General features: G+C 44.6%; 19 protein-coding genes and 1 pseudogene. 5 read left to right on the forward strand and 15 right to left on the reverse strand.

What is annotated here, in order from left to right; all coding sequences use genetic code 11:
- The first annotated feature begins 316 nt into the window (after nt 1–316).
- Nucleotides 317–673, forward strand: a complete 357-nt coding sequence (locus HGP28_RS01980) for a DUF6404 family protein (RefSeq protein WP_168834774.1) — start codon at nt 317–319, stop codon at nt 671–673.
- Nucleotides 674–1,061: 388 nt separating this feature from the next.
- On the opposite strand, the pseudogene HGP28_RS01985 reads toward HGP28_RS01980, so the two are convergent.
- A pseudogene (locus tag HGP28_RS01985) lies at nt 1,062–1,190 on the reverse strand (IS110 family transposase); the annotation flags it as partial.
- Between the two features lie 103 nt (nt 1,191–1,293).
- Nucleotides 1,294–1,977 carry a hypothetical protein gene (locus HGP28_RS01990; protein WP_168834775.1) on the reverse strand — a complete coding sequence of 228 codons (684 nt, stop codon included), beginning with the start codon at nt 1,975–1,977 and terminating at the stop codon, nt 1,294–1,296.
- Between the two features lie 546 nt (nt 1,978–2,523).
- Here HGP28_RS01990 and HGP28_RS19325 point away from each other — a divergent pair.
- On the forward strand, nt 2,524–2,646 hold the full coding sequence (locus HGP28_RS19325; protein WP_281355502.1) for a hypothetical protein: 123 nt from the start codon (nt 2,524–2,526) through the stop codon (nt 2,644–2,646).
- A gap of 39 nt (nt 2,647–2,685) precedes the next feature.
- On the opposite strand, the gene HGP28_RS01995 is transcribed toward HGP28_RS19325, so the two are convergent.
- The gene (locus tag HGP28_RS01995) at nt 2,686–3,459 is read right to left on the reverse strand and encodes a PTS sugar transporter subunit IIA (protein WP_168834776.1); all 774 of its coding nucleotides are present in this window, start codon (nt 3,457–3,459) and stop codon (nt 2,686–2,688) included.
- A 173-nt stretch (nt 3,460–3,632) separates the two neighbouring features.
- Complete coding sequence (locus HGP28_RS02000; protein ID WP_168834777.1) at nt 3,633–3,932, reverse strand: PTS fructose transporter subunit IIB; 300 nt, start codon at nt 3,930–3,932, stop codon at nt 3,633–3,635.
- A 556-nt stretch (nt 3,933–4,488) separates the two neighbouring features.
- On the opposite strand from HGP28_RS02000, the gene HGP28_RS02005 reads away from it, so the two are divergent.
- A complete protein-coding gene (locus tag HGP28_RS02005) occupies nt 4,489–6,396 on the forward strand; it encodes a fructose-specific PTS transporter subunit EIIC (RefSeq protein WP_168834778.1) in 1,908 nt (635 codons plus the stop codon).
- Between the two features lie 488 nt (nt 6,397–6,884).
- Nucleotides 6,885–7,112, forward strand: coding sequence for a hypothetical protein (locus tag HGP28_RS02010; protein WP_168834779.1), 228 nt, complete (start codon nt 6,885–6,887; stop codon nt 7,110–7,112).
- A gap of 3 nt (nt 7,113–7,115) precedes the next feature.
- On the opposite strand, the gene HGP28_RS02015 is transcribed toward HGP28_RS02010, so the two are convergent.
- From HGP28_RS02015 to xylB, 11 genes are all read right to left on the reverse strand, one after another.
- Nucleotides 7,116–7,859: a hypothetical protein gene (locus HGP28_RS02015; RefSeq protein WP_168834780.1), complete on the reverse strand. Its 744-nt coding sequence runs from the start codon at nt 7,857–7,859 to the stop codon at nt 7,116–7,118.
- Between the two features lie 186 nt (nt 7,860–8,045).
- On the reverse strand, nt 8,046–10,016 hold the full coding sequence (locus tag HGP28_RS02020) for a CBM35 domain-containing protein (protein ID WP_168834781.1): 1,971 nt from the start codon (nt 10,014–10,016) through the stop codon (nt 8,046–8,048).
- Between the two features lie 620 nt (nt 10,017–10,636).
- A complete protein-coding gene (locus tag HGP28_RS02025) occupies nt 10,637–11,620 on the reverse strand; it encodes an ABC transporter ATP-binding protein (protein WP_168834782.1) in 984 nt (327 codons plus the stop codon).
- A 4-nt stretch (nt 11,621–11,624) separates the two neighbouring features.
- On the reverse strand, nt 11,625–12,635 hold the full coding sequence (locus HGP28_RS02030) for an ABC transporter ATP-binding protein (protein ID WP_168834783.1): 1,011 nt from the start codon (nt 12,633–12,635) through the stop codon (nt 11,625–11,627).
- Nucleotides 12,632–13,561 carry an ABC transporter permease gene (locus HGP28_RS02035; RefSeq protein ID WP_168834784.1) on the reverse strand — a complete coding sequence of 310 codons (930 nt, stop codon included), beginning with the start codon at nt 13,559–13,561 and terminating at the stop codon, nt 12,632–12,634. The genes HGP28_RS02030 and HGP28_RS02035 overlap by 4 nt, the downstream gene beginning before the upstream one ends.
- Nucleotides 13,562–13,717: 156 nt before the next feature.
- On the reverse strand, nt 13,718–14,707 hold the full coding sequence (locus tag HGP28_RS02040) for an ABC transporter permease (protein ID WP_168834785.1): 990 nt from the start codon (nt 14,705–14,707) through the stop codon (nt 13,718–13,720).
- Nucleotides 14,708–15,082: 375 nt separating this feature from the next.
- On the reverse strand, nt 15,083–16,735 hold the full coding sequence (locus tag HGP28_RS02045) for an ABC transporter substrate-binding protein (RefSeq protein ID WP_168834786.1): 1,653 nt from the start codon (nt 16,733–16,735) through the stop codon (nt 15,083–15,085).
- Nucleotides 16,736–16,823: 88 nt separating this feature from the next.
- Nucleotides 16,824–18,137 (reverse strand): carbohydrate porin, encoded by a 1,314-nt coding sequence (locus HGP28_RS02050; RefSeq protein WP_168834787.1) that lies wholly within the window; start codon nt 18,135–18,137, stop codon nt 16,824–16,826.
- A 448-nt stretch (nt 18,138–18,585) separates the two neighbouring features.
- On the reverse strand, nt 18,586–19,944 hold the full coding sequence (locus HGP28_RS02055) for a glycoside hydrolase family 30 protein (RefSeq protein WP_168834788.1): 1,359 nt from the start codon (nt 19,942–19,944) through the stop codon (nt 18,586–18,588).
- A gap of 182 nt (nt 19,945–20,126) precedes the next feature.
- Nucleotides 20,127–21,266, reverse strand: coding sequence for a hypothetical protein (locus tag HGP28_RS02060; protein ID WP_168834789.1), 1,140 nt, complete (start codon nt 21,264–21,266; stop codon nt 20,127–20,129).
- 407 nt (nt 21,267–21,673) lie between these two features.
- On the reverse strand, nt 21,674–23,122 hold the full coding sequence (gene xylB, locus HGP28_RS02065) for a xylulokinase (RefSeq protein WP_168834790.1): 1,449 nt from the start codon (nt 23,120–23,122) through the stop codon (nt 21,674–21,676).
- A 290-nt stretch (nt 23,123–23,412) separates the two neighbouring features.
- Between xylB and HGP28_RS02070 the strand changes: the two genes are divergently transcribed.
- Nucleotides 23,413–24,609 (forward strand): XylR family transcriptional regulator, encoded by a 1,197-nt coding sequence (locus HGP28_RS02070; RefSeq protein ID WP_168834791.1) that lies wholly within the window; start codon nt 23,413–23,415, stop codon nt 24,607–24,609.
- Nucleotides 24,610–24,662 lie beyond the last annotated feature (53 nt).

The raw sequence follows: 24,662 nt of genomic DNA on the forward strand, positions 1-24,662 counted from the left end.
GGAGCCATCGTTTAATCGAACTACCAGATAGAAGAACTTTAGTTGCAGCTAAAGTCTGGGTCTCACCTTACCCGATTGGAGTGCTTATTATCCATACAATAAATTTAAGAGTGATTCACAAAGCTTGGCGCCGTCACTTCAAGTCAGTTTAGTGTTTATGGCACAATGCTCTAAGTAAGGTGTCGCGTTGTTCACCTTAATTTGGCGTTATGGCGCAGTCAGGCTTTGAAGTCAGTCGCAGCACTTCAATCACCATTCTCGATAAATTGTGCTAAAGCCTTAGAATTCAAATTGGCGTACGCATAGTGAGGTGAAGATGGACAAGGCAGAATTCATTCAAAAACACTTAATTGAGAAGGGTGTTCCAGCAGATTTAACTAAGCCAACTGCATTTATTTGGTCTAAATACAAAGACCCTTCTCAGAAACCCTTAATTTTTCAATCGCCTGCAAAAATACTCATAACACATGGTCTATTTATGGGGCTACTATGGGGGGCGTTGATGTGGGTGTTTTTTTGGCATTCAGAGCCAGAAAATTGGGTAACTTATCTTGTATCATCATCTCTATTTGGCATTTGTATGGGACTTATCAACGTATTTCGCATTATTAAGGCTCGAAAGCTTTTGGGTGAAACAAACTGGGAAAAATGGTGTCATCAACACTACAAGTAAAGCGCCATAACACATATGAGCCTTCTCCCTGTCAATAGGGAATACGAACCCTTTGGCTGCGCAAGCACCCAATCCAAGTCGAACAGCAAAGTCAGTCACTTCGTTTTGTCACTTTCGCTGTTAAGCCAGTTGCTTATGGCAAACACATATTGAGGGTCTCTTACTGCGGTCTCACCGCTGCCTGTAATGAATACTCAGGGCCAGACTAGGCGTCCCCCAAGCCATACATCGGTTAACCCAAGGTGGCACTATTCAAACAGAGGGCTCAATCTCGCTTGTGGCGTAAATTGTCCAGTTATATTCAGGCTCGCGTTGGGTGTAAGCAACTTTGCTGTTCGTATTGTAAAAGCGCAACAATGGGGCGGCTAATCAAAGGCCCGCACCGCCACACTCTTCTAAGCCTATTAGCGCGAGTGACAGAATTGTAGAGGATCACTTTGCCGCACGGACCAACGGCGTGAAGGCTAAAGTGGTTTTTGGCTAAATCAATTCCGAAAAAATAAGAATGATCATACATGGTCCTCCGGCATTAACGTGTACCAGGTAAGTGAGGCACTTCCTCGGGAGGGGGAATCCATGTCATTCGTTATGTTTTCATTCATATTTATTTCCTTTTACCTTCAGAAGTGCATATTATTAGCTTTAAATACAGTGTCTTTATTAATTGTTTTATTCCACTCCCTCATGTAAGACATCCATTTTTTTTCACTAAAAATATTTAAAAACTCTTTAGCTGTTATTAAGAATAGCATATTGGTAAAAGTCCAAACTATAAGTGGCAATGCATTGCTTTTGAGCATATTTAATATGTTAGGTAAGTATTCTGCCTCAGTTGAGAGGTTTATTTCTGGTATTTTTAACGCAAGGCAAAGTGATAGAAATGAATAAAAATAATATGGCATTAGTAGTATGTGAGGAACCCAGATTACCGAAAGAAGCCCTCTTTTTTTATTAGCAAAGTAAGATACCAAGTTAATGTTTTTTTCATATGAAACATCTAACTTGTCAGATAAATATGTGATAATGTAAGTTCTCATACCACAGATACACTCAAGTTGATAACCCATGGATAGAATGAAAGGTATCATTAATATAATACTAAAGCTGAATAAAAAGCTATTGCCAGGTTCTTTTACCCCAATAGTTAAAAGAACGCCTTGCACTATCATGCTACCATACCAAATATAATGTGTTGTATCGATTCTCATTATTAATTGGTTGTTTAGGTTGTTGTATTCTGCTTGATATGCGGTCGTATCTTTTGAAAGTTGCTTTATAAATCTGCTTTTTCGTCTTTTATACATATGATACTTCTCATTAATGCAGTGTATTTGTATATTGTTCTCATATGTTAGTTTCTGATTCTACAGGTTGAGTTTAAATGTGAGAGATGAATCATTTTTTGCACGGCTCAAGTAGTTGTGGGTTAATCTTCGATTTATCTAGCTGATTTCTTTTCATACAAATAGTGTTAAGGCTTTACTCGATTCTTGATTAAAACATAACACATATGAGCCTTCTCTCTGTCAATAGGGAATACGAACCCTTTGGCTGCGCAAGCAGCCAATCCAAGTCGAACAGCAAAGTCAGTCACTTCGTTTTGTCACTTTCGCTGTTAAGCCAGTTGCTTACGGCAAACACATATTGAGGGTCTCTTACTGCGGTCTCACCGCTGCCTGTAATGAATACTCAGGGCCAGACAAGGCGTCCCCCAAGTCATACATCGGTTAACCCAAGGTGGCACTATTCAAACAGAAGGCTCAATCTCGCTTGTGGCGTAAATTGTCCAGTTATATTCAGGCTCGCGTTGGGTGTAAGCAACTTTGCTGTTCGTATTGTAAAGCGCAACAATGGGGCGGCTAATCAAAGCAAAGGGGCTTGGACAACTTAACACAGCAGACCATAAGCAGGCTCAAGCCAGTAAAGGTCGTCCTATGGGTAAACAGTCAGCAACGTTAAATCCCGAGTGTTGAACAAGCCCGAAGCCTCTTTATAAGTAAATTGTATAGCGGCTAAAGCAAACGAGACATCAAATGCATCATTAATGCTTGTAACTCGACGCAGCGTCTTGTCATGAGAAGCCGGTCTGCAACTTGACCCGTTAATAGATTACGCGTCAGGTTGGTGGCTGCAATAATCGCCTCACGAGAAGAGGGAATTGGCATCACAATCGCAATGGCGAGATGCACAGTTCCAATGGGCGACTGCCAATCGATGGGCGTGTCACTGCTAATCACCGCAATCGACATACGTTCAATCGGCGCAAACATCACATGAGGCAAACCAATACCAGCGGTAACGCAAGTGGGAGAGCGTTCTTCCCGTTTAATAAAGGCAAGTAGCAGCTCATCCGATGCGTCAGGATAAATCAATTGCGCAAGCCCTTTAAGACACTCTATTTTACTTAGCTCGGTTTGCGCCTTGGCATAATGCCACGCCACTTGAGGCTTAATCGCCAATGCCGGTACGCGAGTGGCCAAATCATCACAAAATTGATAATTGATCTTGGCACCGACCAAAATGTAATGGTCGGCAATGACATCTTTTAACACAAAACAGGCCAACTCTGCATCGATGCCACGGGCCGTTATCTGACAAAAATCACCGCAGCGTAGCCCAGCCTGCATTAAGGCCAATGAATGCGCCAAGCTCACGGTACTGTCACGAGTAATATTTCTCAGCAATAACACACTGCGAAAGCTCTTCACTAAATGGCGCAGCGGCTGGGCGATGCGTGCATTGGCGGCAACATCTGCCACAATAAAGGTCAGTTGATACTCTTTCATCTATACCCGTCCCACTTTAAGTCGCAGCGCTTTTCTTATCAAAATTACGAGGCTTGCACACTCGAACCCCATCACATCGTCGCTCTATGTTCACGATGTGTTCAGAGGCATCGCTCACTTGCCACCTACCTGCAACTTCAAGTTGTTTGGGAATAACACCCCAGTGGTATCATTTATCGACAATGTAAAATAAACCATTTATCTGGGTTCATTAGGACATCTTCGATAGCAATATGAATCACTTTTTTTCCAGTAAATCGAGTCGCCTGCTCAACATCAATATCTGACACAATGAAAACAATATCAGCGCTATCAATGTCGCGCGCTGAGAGTGGATTTTCAATCCCCATTGCACCTTGGGTTTCGACTTTTAGTTGCACTGAAAATTTTGGCGCAGCTTTCATCAGCGCATCGGCGGCCATGTAAGTATGGGCAATACCCGTTGGGCATGCGGTAACAGCAACCACTTTCATCGCTATATTTCCCTCTATTTTTGGCGCGATAATATCATGGTGGTCGAGATCACTTCGCGATTAATCATCCTAATTGAATCGATAGAGATCACACTTCACTCGTAAGGTTACATTTATCCAGTGTGCGATTCTTTCTTGCTATGGTGTGTTATACCCAAGTAACTTCAAGATACATGGTTCAGCGAGAATGACTTGGTTTGTCAGTGAGGCGAGGATTTGAAGATTGAGTGGTTCTCAATCGAAAATCGTCAACAAAGCTGATGAGCCAAGGCAACTCGCCCTTTGGGAGCCGATCACTGGACCGATAGCGGCGTTAAACAACTTGAAAATAGACTCGCTATTTCACTGCGTTGTTTGCCTTGCTCTCAGCCCAGTGAGTCGGCTCTGAATCCAGCATCTTGAAGTCACTTGGGTATAAGTCCCACTCGGTAGGCTTTTCGTCCCTAGGTGGCGTTATGTGACATTGGACGCAAAAAATAGCGAGCAATAGCATTAATAAAAATGAAAGAAACCCAAACCACTTGGCGTACCAAATAGGCAAAAACGACAGGGAATTATGAACATTACTGACCTAATTAGCCCCGAACTCATTTGTACCCGACTTAACGCCACCAACAAAGCAGAGGTGTTTCAAGAGTTGGCTGCCCTTTTGTATCGGGCCAACAAACTGACTGACACACCCACCTTTTTGAATGATGTCTGGGCTCGAGAAGAGATTGCCAATACAGGGTTTGAAGATGGGATCGCCATTCCTCATGCTAAAAGCGCTGCGGTGAAAACGCCAGCTATCGCAGTCGGTATCAGCCAGACGGGGATTGAATATGGGGCGGAAGATGGCAATGTTTCTCACCTGTTTTTTATGCTGGCTTCCCCGTTTGGCAATGACGATCATCACATAGAAGTCCTAGCTGAACTCTCTGGAAAGCTGATTGATGACGCTTTTTTAACCCAATTGCGCCAATGCCAAACTTCGCAGCACGCCTACCAACTATTAACCAACAACAAGGATACCACCGACAGCCAGCATAACTCGCAAGCGACGTTACCCAAACCCTTGAGCGGTTGGCGACAGGCGCTAAGCCGCACTAAAGCACATCTGCTTTTTGGCACCTCGCATATGATCCCATTCATTGTCGCTGGCGGTGTACTTGTCTCTATTTCAGCTATGATTTCAGGTCACGCCGATCTCCCCGAAGCCGGGATCTTACGCGATCTTGCCCAAATGGGGACGGTCGGACTCATGCTGTTTACTACCGTCCTTGGCGGGTATATTGCCTATTCAATTGCTGACAAACCCGGTTTAGCGCCTGGCATGATTGGCGCGTGGATCGGCGTCAATCAATACAATATGGGGTTCATCGGCGCAGTATTAATCGGCTTTATTGCCGGGCTGACGGTCTATGCACTCAAAACCATCCGTTTACCGAGGCATTTACAGTCGCTCGGAGCGATATTTCTCTACCCCATAATGGGTACGGTCATCACCTGTGGCGCTGTCATGTGGCTAATTGGTGGTCCGATTGCGTGGATGATGGAGAATCTCAATGGCTCATTGTCACAAATGGCTGGTGCTAGTAAAGCGATACTCGGCACTATGTTAGGCGCGATGACCAGCATTGATATGGGTGGACCGGTGAATAAAGTGGCAACCTTGTTTGCCCAATCTCAAGTTAATACACAGCCATGGCTGATGGGCGGGGTTGCTATTGCTATTTGCACCCCACCTTTAGGAATGGCGCTTGCAACCATACTCGCGCCGCAAAAGTTCCGTCATCACGAACGGGACGCAGGTAAAGCGGCGGGTATTATGGGACTGATTGGCATTAGTGAGGGTGCCATTCCCTTTGCCATGGCCGACCCTGCTCGCGTACTGCCCGCCATTGTTTTGGGCGGTATTATTGGCAACGTAACTGGCTTTGCTTTTGGTGTACTAAACCCCGCGCCTTGGGGAGGGCTCATTGTCTTTCCCGTCATTGACGGCAAAGTCGGCTATTTGCTTGGCATTGGCCTTGGCTCAATGACCACCGCAGCGGTTGCGATTGCACTCAAAAAAACCGTTAGTGAACCTGCCGTTACTGAGCCTCAGTTAATGCAGCCAATCACCATCAACGAAGGAGAAGCGGATATTCTTGCTGTCACGGCTTGTCCTTCAGGGGTTGCTCATACGTTTTTGGCCGCCAAAGCGCTCGAGAAAGCCGCACTGAAACTTGGGTTGCGGCTAAAGGTGGAAACTCAGGGTGCGAATGGCGTCGAAAATAGAATTACTGAAAACGACATTAACGCGGCGCAGTTCGTCATCTTTGCTCATGACGTCGCGATTAAACACGCAGAGCGATTTCAAAATATCAACCTTATCGATGTGACGACTAAAGATGCGATGCTCAATGCCGAGAGCTTATTACTGCAGGAGCATTATGCTGCAATCGCCCCTTCTGCCCCACTAAACTCTAATAGCTCGTACTGACCGAATTTCTATTTAAGTAGTCACCCCCGACTATTTCCCTTTGCCCTACTTCGGTAGGGCTTTTTTTCCGCAAAATTTATTGTTCTTTTCACCCACAGAGCAAGCAAGTAGTAACGATAAAGGGCAGTTCTTTGTGCAGTTCAACCTAGTTCGAGCGCTCAGTACACCAACCATCCTCAGTCAGTTGCAAAATTTTATCAAAAAACACCCCTTCGAATCATTCACGCCTTTATAAACAAAACGATAACCAAACAACTTAGTGTTGGCGCTATACCCTTTCTACTTGAAGTTCCAGCGTTGCTGGCTGGGTCATTACTCAAGTGGCCTCAAGAGGCGCGGTTCAACAATCTCGATGTTTGCGCAATTTCGCGACAAATTTGCGCATTATTTTTGCCTTTAATGATAAATTTAACTTTATAAGATTTAGGTATTGAAAGAAAAATTATTTACATCATTGATGTCAATAAACGCAGTAGAGGTAAGGTGAAATGAAAAAGTCAGACATAGACTACATTCATAATTGCATGGGTATAATTGATAATCAGAACACCAAAGATTCAGACAATTATGAAAAAATCATTATTGACTTAACCAAAATAAGATCACGTATTCATCCACAACTTCTTGATGAAGTAATGGCGATTGTCGAAAAAAACGGTTATCATTTTTTCTACAATAAAGATGAGAAAAAACTTCACGGTTTCAAATTCATTTAAATACTATTTTGATAATAGCCTTTCCTTTACACTGGCGGAGAGTGTTCTAAATGTTAATCCATTCTCTTTTAAAAGATATTGCATTTTCCGCCTCGACATACAGAAATCGTATGACAATCGGTCAAGATTGAAACTCTCCCCTTTATTTACATACAGTTCAATTTTGATTTTTATTTTTTCTAAAATGTCCTCTTCTTCAAATGAATTATATATTGATAGCAAATTTGCTATCGCACTCACTTTGTAATTTATCTGACTACTTTCATCTTCTATGGATATATTCTTCAATATCATTTCAAGTGTTAGATAAAATGGATTTTGGTTTAATGATGTGGTTTTATATATATCCACAGCATGGGGATTTAATACATCAAATGGAATGATCAGCGCTTTTGTTTGCCCTTCGCCGATAAACCGCCCCTCAAAATTTTTGCTTAAATCAATAATAAAAGTCTCATTGCATAAATCAAAGGCTCGATTTTCCTGATGTCCTATAAATTTTCCATATGTATGGGTTAAGAGAAAAGCATCGTTATAACCCTTCAACTCACGATTGCTGTATGTACCAGTATAAGGGCTCGTAAATACATGGGCTAAAGTAACACCATCAATGACATCAATGGGTTTTGATTTAACGCTGGAATAAAAAGAGTCTCTGTTAAATGCGGTTAACGAAAGTGGCAGCTGATGCTTTGATAACATCGCATCTTTCCACTCAGTGACATTTTGGGTAACCAGCTTGTACATGTCTTATTCACTAATATTTCTTAATATATCGTCACAAACTACTGCGCCAACACACTCGATCAATGGCACAAAAAAATTTATAACGATTAAATGCAATCAAATTTTATGATTGTTTTGCAAAAAAAGATGAAGTTGCCACAAACGCAGCAACTTCATCAAATCAACGCTTATACTCTAATTCTTACATTACTTCCAGTACGCTTTGAGTGATGCGGCGGCTTGAGGGTTAAAAGGAGACTTGCCAGGATAACCGTGGCCTTCATCACCGGTATCCATTCCCTGTCCATCACCTTTATAAAAACCAATCACATCATACGGTGCGCCACTTACCCAAATAATTAATGACTTCGCTGCAGATTGTGAATGTTGCATATACTCGAGAAGACCATCGATTGCGATCTGTGCATGACGCTGGTGGACATCAAAACTGATTTTTTCTTCATCAGTTACTGCGTTACTGTCCCACACGTTTGGTGTGATCAGCCCTTTGATACCCATGCCATATTCGCCAAGGTGAAACACCGGCAGATCTTGCTTCGCAATGCCGAGCTTGCCCATAAGCACCTTCTGAATAAAGTTTTGCTCGTGGATCATTAAGGCGTCTTTCACGTCTGTTGCGGTGGTTTCAATATCAATCACCGTGTTATCCAAAATCGGTTTAGTGACATCCATTGGCATGTATTGTGACACTGTCACCGTGTCGAGAGCTTTAATGTAACTGGCTAAGTCCGCGCGTTGCTGCTGAGTCATATCATCCACAAACAGTAAATGCGGATAATTAACGAAGCTGTCACCCGAGACAATTCGTGTAAAGTATTCTGGATGGTTTTCAAGCTCGACCAGATATTGCACGTGGTGACTAAAATTATGCCCTAAAACGACATTGTCACGCAGCAACGGATCAGCCTCAATTTGCTCTCGTACTGCTAGCGCAAGTTGATGCCAACGATGAGGGAATTGTTTGGTCGACATCATAAGCTCTGCACCCAAGTCAAACCGTACAGGTTCTTTGAGTGGCGCTTGAGCGTTTTGCAATGCTTGCTTAATAACCGCAAGCCCTTGGTCAATGACTCCTCGGTAATCCGCAGCCATAGGATCAAGCTCATCAAACAAGCCCCGCCAATCCAGATACCCAGGATCCATATTTGGCGATGCGCCATCCCACGAAAATTTTATTGGGTCAATATGGGGACGATAATTAATTCTTACTCCTTTATCAATGAGCTCTTTTATAATCTGCGCTTGTTGAGCCACACTGAGTGTATTTCGAGTATCGTTATATCGTATTCCTTCTTCATAAGTCGCAATAAAGTAGGTCGGAATAAACGAGACTCTTTGAATATTATATTCGTCAATCAGTGCCATTTTATGCGCTTTATTACCCAAATAATGATAAGGGTTCCAACCGGCCCATGCGATACCGACATCTTCACCATATCCTTTATCATACAAGCCGGCATCATAAATATTACCGTAATTTCCCAACACTTTGGTCTGGTCGTCTTGAGTTAAATAATATTGCGGAGAGACATTATCTATCGTATCGGCGTAATCGGCGTAGTTTTCACGAGTGCTGTCAGTCACCACAGTGCCGGGATATTCCCCTTCTTCAGGCGGGTTAACCGGAGGCTCAGTGGGCGGGTTCGTTGGTGGGGTGATTCCAGATTGTTTTAACGATACTCGCGCTTGTGACAAGAAAATATAACCCCAACTACCATTACCACCATCTACGCCTAGCTTATGCTCTCCAGCGGTTAAATTGACCTCAAACATCACGGTTTCAGTCAATTCACTTTGTGGTGTGGTCACACTTTGCGACTGCTCGCCTGCATAAAAACGATTGGTTTTAGTGCCATAAGGTGAGGTGTAATCAAATTCAACCTGATATTGTCCTGCGGTTTCGACCTTAACATGCCAAACCGCCTCACCAGTGGCAAGGTTAATCGTATCGCCAGAGAGATTGGCACTACCAACAAGTTGTGCATCATCAGGGGAAAGCACATACTCGCTCGGCGCAGGCTGATTTGGTAATTCGCCTTCTGCTGAACTCGATTCACAGTCATTGAGTTTTTGCCACGCCCCCCACGGGTTTTGTGGATCTGGCACCTCAGATAAGTTCCACCATTTGGCTGAATACTGCGCATGTTGATAGCTCACCTGATCATCATTTTTATATTGTGTCTCACTATTCCAAAGCGGAGCATCACAGGTGCTTGCATACAAAGGTGGAGATATTGCAACGAATATACTTAGAGCAAGTTTGTGCATATTATTCTATTCCTTCAGTTTCGTTTCTTAATATTTTTATATCAATAAAATACGCTAACTCAAGAGCATAATACGTTACACACTCAAGTCACTTTGAGTTAGCGAAATAACAATAGGAGAGAATTTTTGATTATTTTGTGATCAAGAATAAATCTTAAAAAAGATTTAATAATAAAAACTCAATAAGAAAAGTCGATTCACAAAGGCGAGATTTAGATACATTTTTATAGTAATTGCATTAATTTTAATCTAGATAAAAATAATACTATATAAATTTAATAACTTAACTATATGCTTATCTTTAATGAAAGAATAAAAAAGCCATCGAACCCCTGCCCGGTGATATCGATGGCAACCGCTGATACCCAAACAACTTGAAGTTGCAGGTAGGCGGCAAACGAGCAAAGCCTCTGAGCATAGATGAACTATGTGATGAGGTTTGTGAGAGTCAGCCAACAACGCTGCAGCTTCAAGTAGAACGGGTATAATATCGCGAAACAAAAAAGAAACTAGATCATATGACAACGCACAAAGTGATTGGGCGCCACCTCTCTTGCCTCAGGCAGATATTCACCGCACGCAGGCGTTGCATGAGGGCAACGAGCCGCATAAGGGCAGCCCGTTTTTTCAGGTGACCACATTGGCGTTTCCATAGAGCGATGGGTCGGCAATTTTTCATGAATGCTACGTGATGGATCGGGTACCGCCGCGAGCAACAATTGCGTATACGGATGCAGAGGATTTTGCGTGATCTCTTCGGTATCGCCCCACTCAACCATATGGCCGCAGTAGAGCACTAACGTCTCTTCCGCAATGTAACGTGCCGTCGCAATATCGTGAGTGATGTACATGAAAGATTTATTCATCTCATGTTTCATCTGATTCATCAGGTTCAGCACACCAATCCGAATCGAAACATCGAGCATTGATGTCGGTTCATCCGCTAAAATGATCTCCGCGCCAATTGCTAAGGTTTTTGCAAGAAAAACACGTTGGCGTTGGCCACCAGACAGTTGATGCGGAAACTTCTTCAACACCTCTTTGGCTGGCGTTAAACCCACTTGCAAGAGCAGCGCTTCTAAGCGATCTTCAAGCGCAGAGCCGGTAAGTCCATGGTAAATCGACAGCGGACGCGTCAAGTGATAACGAATCGTGTGAAGTGGATTCAATGAGCCGAAAGGGTCTTGAAACACCATCTGCACATTATTGCGATACTGGGATAGTGCCTCACCACCTTTAATATCCGCGATGTTGGTACCGCGATAAAGGATTTGCCCTTCGGTCGCTTGGTTTATTTTCGTGATGGCGCGCGCAGTGGTACTTTTTCCACATCCAGACTCACCCACCACAGCCAAACAGTGGCCATTGTACATCTTAAAGTTAAGCCCATTGAGCGCGCGAAGGTATTGCTTCGGACCAAACAGTGAGCGTCTATTTTTGGCAAAATCAATCGTTAGATTTTGCGCTTCCATCGTAATTTGTTTTTGTTGCATGACGTTATTCACTTACTTCGCAGTTGGACACCAGCTCGGCATTCACCGTTGCCTCAATCGGCTGATAGCAGGCCACCCAGCCTTCACGCTCAGGGTAGTAGGCCAAACTCGGCTCGACACGACGGCAATCATCGACGCACTTAAAACAGCGATCAGCAAAACGACAACCGCCTTGGTATTTCGTCAAATCAAGTGGCGAACCCGGGATCCCAATCATCTCTTTCAGCTCGCCTTTTAGGGTTGGGAATGAATTTCCTAAACCGTGGGTATAAGGGTGCTGAGGTTGTTTCAATATAGTTTTAGCGTTTGCCACTTCAACCAATTTGCCTGAATACATAATGCCAATTTGATCGCAGAACTCGACCATCAAGCTGAGATCGTGGGTAATGAACAGTACTGAGAAACCAAATTGCTGTTTAAGCTCATAAACCTTTTGCAAAATTTCTCGTTGGACAACCACATCGAGCGCAGTGGTCGGTTCATCCATGATCAGCAGTTTTGGGTTTAATGCCAGTGCCATCGCAATCACCACGCGCTGACGCATACCACCGGAAAACTGGTGTGGGTAATCAAACAGACGACCTTCTGGAATATCCACAATTCGCAGTAGCTCTTTGGCTTTTTCAATCGACTCTTCGCGGCTTGACACGCGATTGTGCGCCGCAAAAATATCGTAAAACTGGTATTCAATCGTCTTAACTGGGTTTAAACAGTTCATTGCACTTTGAAAGACCATTGAGGTTTGTGCCCAACGGAATTGGCGTAGTGACTCTTCGTCGTAGTGCAACACATCTTCGCCTTGAAATAGGATTTCGCCTTCTGAAATTAACGCAGGCGGACGGTGCAATCGCATTAGGGCATAGGCGATGGTCGACTTACCACAGCCAGACTCCCCTGCAAGACCAAAGATGCTATTTTCTTCAATCGAGAAGCTTACATTGTCGACTGCGCGAACTTTGCCACTAAACGTGATGTAGTCAACACACAGGTTTTTGACTTGAATTAAGGCGCTCATGCTGACTGCTCCTTCAAAGCCGTTTTTTGTTGTTTCGCAAGTTTGGCTTCTTCACGACGGAATTTGGCCATAATTTTCTGCGCGCGCAGTTTCGGGTTCGACACTTCATCGATGGAGAAGTTAATCAAGGCAAGACCAATCGCAAGTGTTGTCAATGCGACACTTGGCGCCAACAGTTCCCACCACGCACCGATACGAATCGCTGACGTTTGCTGCGCGTTATAGAGCATCACGCCCCAAGTCGTTGATAGCGGATCGCCAAGACCGATAAATTCCAGTGTCGCTTCGGTCATGATGGCGAAGACCACAGTACCGATAAACGCGCTGGCAAGAATCGATAGCATATTGGGTAGCACTTCAAAAAACACCAAACGAGATTTGGTTTCACCCATCACTTCCGCTGCATGAACAAAATCGCGGCTGCGAATTGCCAGCGTTTGAGCGCGGATCACTCGCGCGCCCCACGGCCAAGAAGTGGCACCAATAATTAAGGCGATCACCAGTGGCGATACCTGGTCGAGAAACGAAGCCAACACCAGCATTAATGGTAGCGAGGGGATGACCATGACAACGTTGGTCAAAAACGACAAGGTGTTATCAACCCAACCGCCAAAGTATCCCGCACTGATACCGATAACGACTGCCATGACCATAACAAACAAACCGGCAATGAAGCCAACCGCAATTGAGGTTCGGCCCCCATAAAGCGTTTGCGCCCAAACATCGCGTCCCATTCGAGTGGTGCCCATAACGTGCTCTGCGGTCGGCGCTTGATGAGGCCGAGCCACTCGTGCATTAGGTTGATAGTCGGTAAATAATGGCGCGCCAAAACTGAGCACACAGACCAGCATGACCATACAGACGCCAACGCCAGCTTTTTTGTTATTAATGAATAACTCTTTGAGGGAAACTAATAAGCGTTTCATGTTTCTTTCCTTAATATCCCCTTGCGACTTAACGTTGCAGTGGCGCTGACAAGCTCTCACAAACCTCAGCACATAGTGTCTCTATGTTGACAAAGTGCTTGATTGAGCTTCTCGTTTGCTGCCTACCGACAACGCCAAGTCGTTTGGGGATAAGTGTTAGTTCAGCTGGCCACGTAGGCGTGGATCGAGCAAAAATAGCAGCATGTCAGCCACGAAGTTGGCCGTCAGTACCATAATCGTCATGATGAGCAAATACCCTTGGATCAGTGGATAGTCACGCGACATCATGGCTTGGAAAATGACCTGACCTAATCCTGGATAGTTGAAGATAATTTCAATAATGAGCGAGCCGCCAAACACCATTCCAATCGACATGGCAAACGATGTGATCATCGGCAGCATGGCATTACGCGCGCCGTAAGACAGCATCACTTTTTTATCTTCAACGCCTTTAGCCCAACCCATTACGATATAATCTTCGCCGAGCTGGTTGATCATATTAGAGCGCATACCCATAACACCACCCAAACCAAGCAGCACCATGGCGCTAAGTGGTAAAATCAAGTGATAGAGCACGCTTGAAATCCACTCCCAACTGAACTCTGGGTCTAATTTAGGATCGTACGCGTAACCGGTAGGGAACCATTCAAGGTGAGAGGCGAAAATGAAATAGAGCACCAGCGCCATGACAACGCCCGGAATCGACGAGATCACCACCGAAGCAATCGTAATGATCCCATCGCGTTTTGAGCCGCGTTTCCACGCCACGTAAATCCCGGCAAAGGTCGTCACCGTGTAAGAAATCAGAATATTGAGGCCTACCAGCAGCAGCGTCCACATAGAAGCGCGGCCCAGTACGTCAGTCACAGGTTGGAAAAAGCGAGTTGAAACGCCCCATTCACCACTGAAAATGCTGCCGACGTAGCCAATAAACTGCTGAAACAGCGGAGTGCTTGATGAGTAACCATATAAGGCTTCAATCGCAGCAATGGTTTCTGGCGTCACTGCACCACCATTTTGCACCAAGCGACCAATAAAAGATTGAATCGGGTCACCGGGCATCATTCTGGGCAAGAAAAAATTAAGCGCAATTGCAATAATAAACGCGACAATATAAAAACTGAGTCTGGTTAGCGCGTATCGCATAGAGATTCCATAACAAAACTGATCCAATATTCGTTGTATTCCACTTGCCGCTCCCCAAACAACTTAACGATGCAGGAAGATGTCAAACGCCATGCCTTGAAGAATAGTTAGACTATCTAATAAAGCTGATGAACGCCGACACAAGTGGCGAGAATTTATTGGATTACTATTTTTAACAATAATAAGCACGGTTTTTAACGCATCACTTTCAATATATTATTTAATGCATTGATAAGGTGCGTTATTTGCACACCACTTAAGCGTGAGAACTCTCATCGACAATAGCGCGTACAAAGTGAATGACATACCGTTAGCGCTATACCCAAACAACTTAAAATAGTAAGAGAATAACGCTAACAGTGTGCAATATGCTTATTACAATTTTGGTTTAATGTGAGTCAAGTGGACCAATCTTGCCGCCCCAGCGAAAGGCGCAGGGTTGGTGATTTGATTCTCTTCCGTAGCCCAACCAGTAAAGCGGCTGTCGTTGTACTGATACCAAACCGCGTTGTAATAGAGCGGAATATGAATCACATTCTCAGCAAGATGATTTTCAATTTTGTCCACCAACGCCAATTGTGTTGCTTTATCACTGGTGACTGAAAGCGTATCGATAGCCGCATCCATCTCTGCATTACGGTAGTTGTGCATTGAGGTTGACCACCAAATGCCACTTTGCGCGTATTTTGAATGCATAGTGTAGGAGTAGAAAGCCCAAATCGAAGGCTGCAGTCCACCAGAAACTAGGCCCGCTTCAAAGTTATTTTGCATCCAGTTTTGGGCGTAAGCGTTCACTTCTGGTGTGATAATGGTTGCATCGACACCTAGGTAACGCAGACCTTCAACAATAATCGATGCGTTGTTGATCCAGTCGCTCCAGCCACTTGGCACTTGAATGCGGAAGGAAAATGGCGTGCCATCTGGGTTATTCACAAAACCGTCTTTATCGGTATCTTTAAAGCCGGCTTCGCTTAGCAGCGCTTTGGCTTTTTCAATGTCGTATTGATAGAACTCAGACCAAGTTTTATCGGCCTTTTCATTACGCCAGTTCCACAATCCTTTCGGCAAATTACTCGCCGGATTATCGCCTTCTACATAGCCGTATGAGCCGATATACATCATTGCTTCACGGTCCATTGCCAAACTGACCGCTTTGCGGAAATTGAGGTTTGAAAATGCTTTCGCTGCATTTTCATTCGTGGTTTCAAAGTTAAATGCCAAACGCACGCCATCATTTGATGGGAACCAATAATGGTTATTTGGATTCACTTTAGTGTAAGTGTGTTCAATGTCAGGAATAAAGATCCCCGCCCAATCGACCTCACCTTTCATCAGCATTTCAAGCGCGGCATCGTTACTCGAATATTGCGGGAACTCAAGACAGTTCACCGTCACTTTCTCATTCCAGTAATGCGGATTTTTACATTGTACATACACTTGTGGCGTGAATCGCGCAATCTCGGTGTATGGCCCCGTGCCCACAGGCTGAGCATTAACTTCCTGCGCAGGTGACGCCACTTTTGACCAAACATGCTCTGGGACAATCAAAAAGCCTTCGCCTAGCACTTCATATTTAGCAAACGCATTCGCAGTTTTTAGCGTAACTTTAACCGTATAGTCGTCGATTTTCTCCGCGTGTTCGATACGCGATGCGTTACCTGACATATCAATCGCAGGGTGCTGCTTTGGATACAAATAGCTGAAAACAACGTCGTCGGCGTTAAACGCTTCACCATCAGACCATTTCACTCCTTCACGTAACTTAATAGTGATGGTTTTCATATCACTGCTAAGTTCGTAACCTGTTGCCAACCACATGTGCTCTACATCGGAGAGATATGGGTCGAAAATCACCAAAGGCTCATAGACGAAATTGGTGCGACCACCAATCCAGGGGTTAAAGTTTTTTACCCAGCCATTTGAGCTTTCAGCCAAAATTTTTAGGTTTGGCATCGGGTTTTCTTCGGCATGCAGCGCTGTAGGGCTTAATACCAGTGATAGCAATGAGGTAAGGATGATTTTTTTCATGCTATGTGCCTTCTGAATAGAGTGCTAAGTCGCCTCGATCTGGTTTTAATTCAAAACAAATCGAGGCGTGATGGGTCGTAACGCTAGATTACCAGTTTGCTTCTAGCTGGAAGCCGACAATGAAATCGTTCTTCGACTGACCTTTTTTCGCATCGGTCGTCCATGAGTTCTTCACCCAACTTGCTAAGAAGCGAAGTTCTGGATTCACACCAGTCCACGTTGGGAACATCAGAGTCGGCGCAACGGTCACTTTGGCTTGGTTATAGCTATCGCCATCCCAGTTGTTGTAGACGTAGCCAAGTTCACCTTGCAGATACATCATAGAGTTGATACCCATAACTGGGCGCACCATCGCCGATGCCCAGTAATCGTAGGTACCATCTTCGTAATCGTTATATTGCGCTTGAACCGATGGGAAAATGCCAATGCCATTTTCAAACGTGTGACCACCAAACGCCAACGCGCGGTAAGAAACATCGCCTTCTTCAACGTGCGTTAGCAACGTGATTGCATCATTACCTTTGCCCCATTCAAACTCGTGCTCACCGAATTTCAAGCCGCCTGGGCGGTAAGCATTGTAAGACGTGATAGTACCGCCAAGAAGCTGGCCTGAACCTAGACCTTTACCCGCTTGAAGTACAAAGTTGGTGTTTGAGCTGCCGTCACTTTGTAAGCCAAAGAAGTTGAACATCTTGTAGCCAACGGTCAGATCGTAACCAAATTCTGCCCACTCTTTTGAGGTTTTGGTTGTTGGGTTGTAGCTCCAGTTATCTGGCATCGCTTTAACTGTCGCGGAAATGTCCCACACGCCATATTTGGCCGCAAAGTTCAGTGCATGCATCACGCTGTTGATGTTATCGGCATCGGCGAACGCAGCGTCGTCTTCAAGATCGTAGTCGTCACGTTTGCTGACCATGTAAGCCATGTTAACAATGGCGCTGCCAAGCTTCATGTTCTCGATACCAACACCGGTACCAGACATGTCGGTATAAAAGAAATCCGTCATCCATACATAACGTTCTTTACCGTAATCGCGTTTACCCGCAAAAATAACACCGGTGTCGGTGTAGCCGGTGATCTCGACAAAACCACTACCGCTACCAGCAGTTCGGCCTTCAGAAACACCCGCGCCAAGTTTCAATGAACGACCATCACCATAAGTCCAGCGGTAGCTGAAATCGAGGTTAGTTTGGTTGTCATACTCAAGACCCAGACGGCCAAGTGTCTCTTTCTGGCCAATGTAATCTGAATCTTTAAAATCGTTTTCAGCACTGAACAACGCTGCTTGACGCACGTAACCGTTAAACGCAAATCCTTCGGTGTTTTCTGCCAAAGCCAAAGACGGACTTACCGCGCCCGCCATCGCAAGCATACAGGCTAAGTGCACTTTTGAAATTTTCATTGGAATACCTACAGCTAATTTAACTCTAATTCGTTTGGAAGCGCTTTCAGAATGCGCCAAAAAATTTTGTTTTTGTCTGTTCTCTAAATCGCCTCGCTATCATAATTAATAACTCGCTAAATACCGTGACCCACTTCACCATAAGTGTAAGCGCTTTCATCGTGGTGAAAATTTGTGGAGCAATTCAAATAATTGAAGAAAATCATTCGCGTCATCAGAAGAAAATTATCAGCCCCAAAAATACGTGATCACCCTTGAAATTATTTATCTCACTAATGTAATAGATGTTATTAATTTCGGGTCAAAATCCTAATCTCATCATGAGTTCATTATCTCATCACAAAATAAAAAGAAAGGGCTTTCAATGATGCTATGCCCAAACAACTTGAAGCTACAGGTAGGTGCCAACCAACAACCCTGCAGCTTCAAGTAGAACAAGACGTTAAACCTAGTCAATGATGAGCGTTTGCATTGAGCGAGGCGGCATTTCGATGTAGCCCCCTTCGCCTAGGTGATTCAGCGCGTAAGTGACTTGGCGGTCGAGACGGTTCATCAAGATCACCACTTTCTCACCGTTAGGGTTAATAAAAGCGGTTCCTTCAAGGTCGTCGCTCGATGTCGCCAGTGCGACTCGTTTTGCACCACGTTTGATGAACTTAGAGAAATGCCCCATGTAATAATATGATGGGTTGAAAATAACGGTATCGGTTTGGGTATCGCCCAAAATTGGCGCGCTGCACAAATTATTAACGTGATTCGGCCCACCCAATTCGTTCAAGAATAAGTTCCAATCACACCACATACTGGTGTAGTGATTAAGATCATTAATAATCGAATGACCATAACGCTCTGCCACTTTCCATTCACCATGGTGTGGCCCGCCCTCTTGGCATCCTTCGGTGAACCAGATCTTTTTATCACGATAGATGTCGTTAATGAGACGCAAGTTATCGTAGTTATCACCCATGTACCAATGGATACCAATGCCGTAAACATAAGACGATGCCTTCGCATCATCAAACATGACGCGCGCGCGGTGGAACGCTTCAGCTCGGTTGTGATCCCACGTCACCAACTTGACGTCAGCAAGGCCATTTTTCTCTAATGCAGGGCCAAGATAATCGCGCACGAAATCGCGCTCTTCTTCCGCACTATAAACGCACGAGTCCCATACTTGAGTTGCAGCAGGTTCGTTTTGTACGGTAATCGCCGAGATCTCAATACCTTCGGCGCGCATCGCTTCAATGTATTTACAGTAGTAAAGTGCCCAAGTTTCAAAATGCTCTGGCTTTAATTGGCCGCCGTGGTTCATTTCACCATTGGTTTTCATCCACGCTGGCGGGCTCCAAGGCGAAGAGAAAAAGAGAATTTCACTCGATGCAATCTCTTTCGCCCAATGGATCATCGGTATGATTTGCTGTTTATCGCGCTCTAAGTTAAATCCACGTAATTGTGCATCTTCTTCTTCACAGCAAGCCCAGTTGCCTAGTGAAAAATCACAGCTGTTAATGTGAGTGCGGCAAAAGTTATAACCAATGCCCTTTTCTGCGTCAAAATAGGCTTCCATCATCACTTTTTGCTGCGCAGGACTCATGCTATTGAGTACGTGAGCGGCAGATTCCGTAAAAGCACCACCAAAGCCCTCCCACTCTTGAAAGGTTTTGGTGTGATCTAAAAACACATTAAACAGTTCACCTGCGTCGGTGTAAGTGGTGGTGTCTGCTTTTAAGTAATCACGCGTCAATGGGCCCACTGGTAATAATGTCAGCTTGTGCTCACTGTCTTTCGCCGTTTGATAAAGTTTCATTACTGCTCCGAAAGCCATTCTAAACTGAGCAAATTCTGGCAAGATCACAGCCAAAAGCAAGCGCTTACATTGCACAGGCTGATCACATTTTGACGAATGAAAATGCGCACGAAATACAAAAAATTGGAAGTCTTAGGGCGATGAGAAGCCAATTTTTTAATTAATAGATTGTTTTGCTTGGGCTATAGACCCTTGCCCCATGATTGGAACATACGATTATTCATTTCCATCAAATTGTTATTATTATTGTTAATCATATTCATCAAATTGGTTTGATTATTCTGAAATAGCATATTTGTATTATGGCTTTGCTGAATCGAATTACTCTGATGTGCGGCGGCAGCTTGTGACTCTAACGCGGCAACTTGTCGCTGTTGTAATGCAAGTTGTTGGCGCTGGTTATACTGCTGATGTAATTGTGCTATTGCTTGCTGCCCTCTCACCATCGCTGCCTGGAATTTATCCTGATACTTGTCGAAATCGCACACCATGCGATAAATAGCGTCACTAAGGCCGTCCATACTTTTCTCGTTTTGGCAGACCTTATACAAATACACCTTTTCCTGAGCCAAGCTCTGTTGATAATCGACTTGGGCTTGATTTGCGGATTGGTGAGCGACGTCTAATTGGCGCCCAAGCTCGTTTCGATAAACCTCAGGAATAATGACATTTTGCGGAGTGCTGGCGCTATGTAGAAAATGATGAATTGCCCCATTTTTATGACTCTCAATCATCACGCCACCAAACTGACGAGTCGTCGCATTTTGTTGAAAAACTCTCAGTGCCAATTCAGTTGGAATGTGTCTAAAATCGGTGGCTCCCGTCGTCAAGTTATTCTTTGTATAGGTGTAAGTCGACTGAGGAAAGAATGGTGATGTGTAAACGCCAGCCGCTTCATTATTCTTTCGCACACCATAAAATTGCTGAACGTCAAAATTGACACCATTATCCGTAATCCACTCGATCTGCCCGGAAAAAACATCACTATCATCCCGATTCTTACCACGAAGTACCGTATTATGAATACGGTCATAAATGGTTACTGTTCCGTCAGACGTCTTACCATTTCTCAATGTGATAATGCTCTCGTGGTGCATTTGATCGCTAATCACAATGCGACGCCCTAACCCATCGGCATAGCCATCTTTGCAAGAGCCATCCCAATATATTTGCGCATTTTCTTGAGCAGCCATGAATGGTTCTATGCTGATTTTGCACTGTTTCTTTTTATTTGTTGCCTGTACAAAAATTGAACTTTTCGCCATTGAGGAGATGTCAGAAAACTCTGGCGTTGGCACCTTCGTTACACGTTCAAATGCCATAGCCTGTTCCATTGTCAGAGTTGGGATTCTTGGCCCCGTTTGACAGCCGCTAAGAAACACAATGGCAGGTGAAAATACGATAAAAACGGATTTCTTCATTAATTTTAAAATCGGTAATAAAACCCGATTAAATATACAAAATAATAGAAATTCTCTTTGACAGAGATCATTCATAGTCGGATTTTAATTTACGAATAATACCTCTATTCGCGCGATGTATAATCGGATTAATTATATCCAACTAAAAATAAACATCTCGTATCATATTTGGCCATTTGGTTAAAACAGAGCAGCATGAATTTTATACCCAAAAAAAGGCCACTCAATGTTTTGAGTGGCCTCAATTTAGCGTCACTGACCCGCTTTACGAAGGCGATTTATACCCGCCCAACGTAACGCTGTTTAGACTATAACCCTTTGACTCTTGGGTATAACGCCTGATAAACATCTCGTTTGGCTTTATAGTAAATGCGCTTATCATCGTTGGGTTCGTGACGCTGTACCAAAGCAGGTACTGGGCACACTTCAGCAAGCGTGGCTTCAGGCTCCGCGCCCAAGAGCGCAAGACGAGCCGCGCCAAGAGCGGGACCTACATCGCCGCCTTTACGATACTCAAGTGGCATGCCAACAATATCGGCGAGCATTTGACGCCAGTAACCACTGCGCGCGCCGCCACCAATTAAAGAGACTTCGGTTGGGATCATCTTAGTGACATGCAGAGCATCAAAACCATCGGCAAAAGCAAAGCCAACCCCTTCTAGTACCGCTTGAGCCAATTCAAGCTTGGTTGTAGAGTGAGTCAGGCCATAGAACACGCCTTTGGCATTTGGGTCATTGATTGGTGTGCGCTCACCCGAAAGGTACGGCAAAAAGACAACGTTAGAGTTTATATCAGCGCCATTTTCGACTTCAGTGAGCATATCACCCACATCATCGAAACCGGTAAGATTCGCGACCCATTGCAAACAAGACGCCGCGCTAAGTGTCACCGACATGGTGTGCCACGCATTGGGCAACGCATGACAAAAGCTGTGTAGTGCAGAATCGGGATTTGAAATAAAACCGTCACTGACCGCAAAATAAACCCCTGATGTACCTAACGAAAGCATCGCTTGGCCAGGTTGGGTTAAGCCCACACCAATGGCGCCTGCCGCATTGTCTCCGCCACCAGCCACAACTGGCACTTGAGCCATTCCCCACTCACGCGCCACCTCTGGCGACAATACGCCTGTGACGTCACTGCCTTCAAACAATTTAGGCATGTGACTGCGATTTAGGCCCGTCGCGGCAAGCAAGTTGTCATCCCAATCTCGAGAGGCCACGTTTAACCACATGGTTCCGGCTGAATCAGACATGTCTGATGCGTAATCTCCCGTCATTTTAAAACGCAGATAATCTTTCGGTAACAAAACCTTGGCAATTTGGGCAAAAATTTCAGGCTCTTCGTTTGCGACCCATTTCAGTTTTGGCGCAGTAAAACCGGCCATCATAATATTACCGGTGATTTGGCGGCTGTTTGGTACTTCCGCTTCCAACTGACGGCATTCCGCTTCGCAGCGACCATCGTTCCACAAAATGGCCGGGCGCAATACATCTCCCTTAGCATTAAGCAGCGTTGCTCCGTGCATCTGCCCAGAAAGGCCGATGGCTTTTACCTGTGATAAATCCACTTGTTGTGCCAAACCGTTAATCGTGTCGCAGGTCGCTTGCCACCAATCTTGCGGATTTTGCTCCGACCAAAGTGGCTTAGGGCGAGACACAGTGATCGACGCTGAATGCGTGGCGACAATCTCTCCCTCTCTTGACATCACAATGGATTTCACACCCGATGTGCCTAAATCGATACCAATATACATAACTAATCCTTAAATAAATGATTTAAGCAGTCTGAATTAATCCGTCGGTACCAAAGCGTGTGACCAAAATAACGAAATGAGAACTGCCTGAATTTACAGATCGCATTAACCCAATCTCATAATTGAAGTTATTGCGTGATAAGGTCAGTATCGTTAGTGCTGGATAAATACTCAATTGTGAAATTTCGTTCCAAGATTGAGGGATTTCACGAGTGAGGGAAAGATCACATCGAGTTATTGATTTGACTGTTAACATGCAAAACAAATAACAATAAAAGAGAAATATATAAATGGACCGAAATTATCGAATTACCTTGCTGTTTAATGCCAACAAAGTATTTGATCGCCAAGTTATCGAGGGAATTGGCGAATATCTTCAAGCGTCACAATGCAACTGGGACATCTATCTTGAAGACGATTTCACAACGCACGTGGAGAGCTTTAAAAATTGGCGCGGTGATGGCGTTATCGCCGATTTTGACAATCCCGATCTAGAATCGTTATTGGAAGGCGCTTCAATTCCCGTGGTTGGCGTCGGCGGCTCTTATCAGTACGAAAACCATTACCCAGATGTGCCCTATGTCGCGACAGATAATCACGCGCTGATTGATCTCGCGTTTCAGCACCTTAAATCAAAAGGGCTTGAAAACTTTGCTTTTTATGGCATTCCTGAAGATCCGAACAAACGTTGGGCCAGCGAACGAGAGCACGCATTCACCGACATTCTTAAAGCGGAAGGGTTTACTGGCTCGATTTATCGCGGCAGCGAAACCAGCCCAGAAACGTGGCAGTATGATATGAATCGGTTAGCAGATTGGTTGCAAATGCTGCCAACGCCAACTGGCATTATTGCCGTTACCGATTCAAGAGCGCGTCATTTGCTGCAAGTTTGTCAGCACCTGAACATCATGGTACCCGACAAAATCTCAGTGATCGGCATTGATAACGAAGAGCTCGCCCGCTACCTCACTCGAGTGTCACTCAGCTCAGTTGGCCAAGGCACAAAAGAGATGGGTTATCACGCAGCCAAAATGCTACATAAACGCATTCAAGCCCTTGAGTCTGGCAATCCTGATCTGATTAATGCCAAACCGAAACGGGTTGTCATTCCACCGACGAAAGTTTTTGAGCGTCAAAGCACCGATTTCCACGCGTTAAAAGATCCTTATGTCATTCAAGCAATGCACTTTATTCGCCAGAACGCTTGCAAAGGGATTAAGGTTGACCAGGTGCTAAATTATGTGGGCATTTCTCGTTCCAATATGGAAACTCGCTTTAAAGATGAGCGAGGGCATTCTATTCACCAAGAAATACACAACTCTAAACTGCGCCGTGCTTGTGATTTACTCGCCGAAACGTCGCTACCGATCGTTGAGATTTCTGAACTGTGCAGTTATCCATCACTGCAATACATGTACACCGTGTTTAAGAAAAACCTCGACCAAACGCCAAAAGATTATCGTGAGCAGCACCGTAAATCGAACTAGATTTCTTAACAAAAAAGATCCCGTTTTGGGATCCTTTTTGTTGTTAGTGTCGA

The sequence above is a fragment of the Vibrio agarilyticus genome, assembly GCF_012641465.1.
Lineage (GTDB): Bacteria > Pseudomonadota > Gammaproteobacteria > Enterobacterales > Vibrionaceae > Vibrio > Vibrio agarilyticus.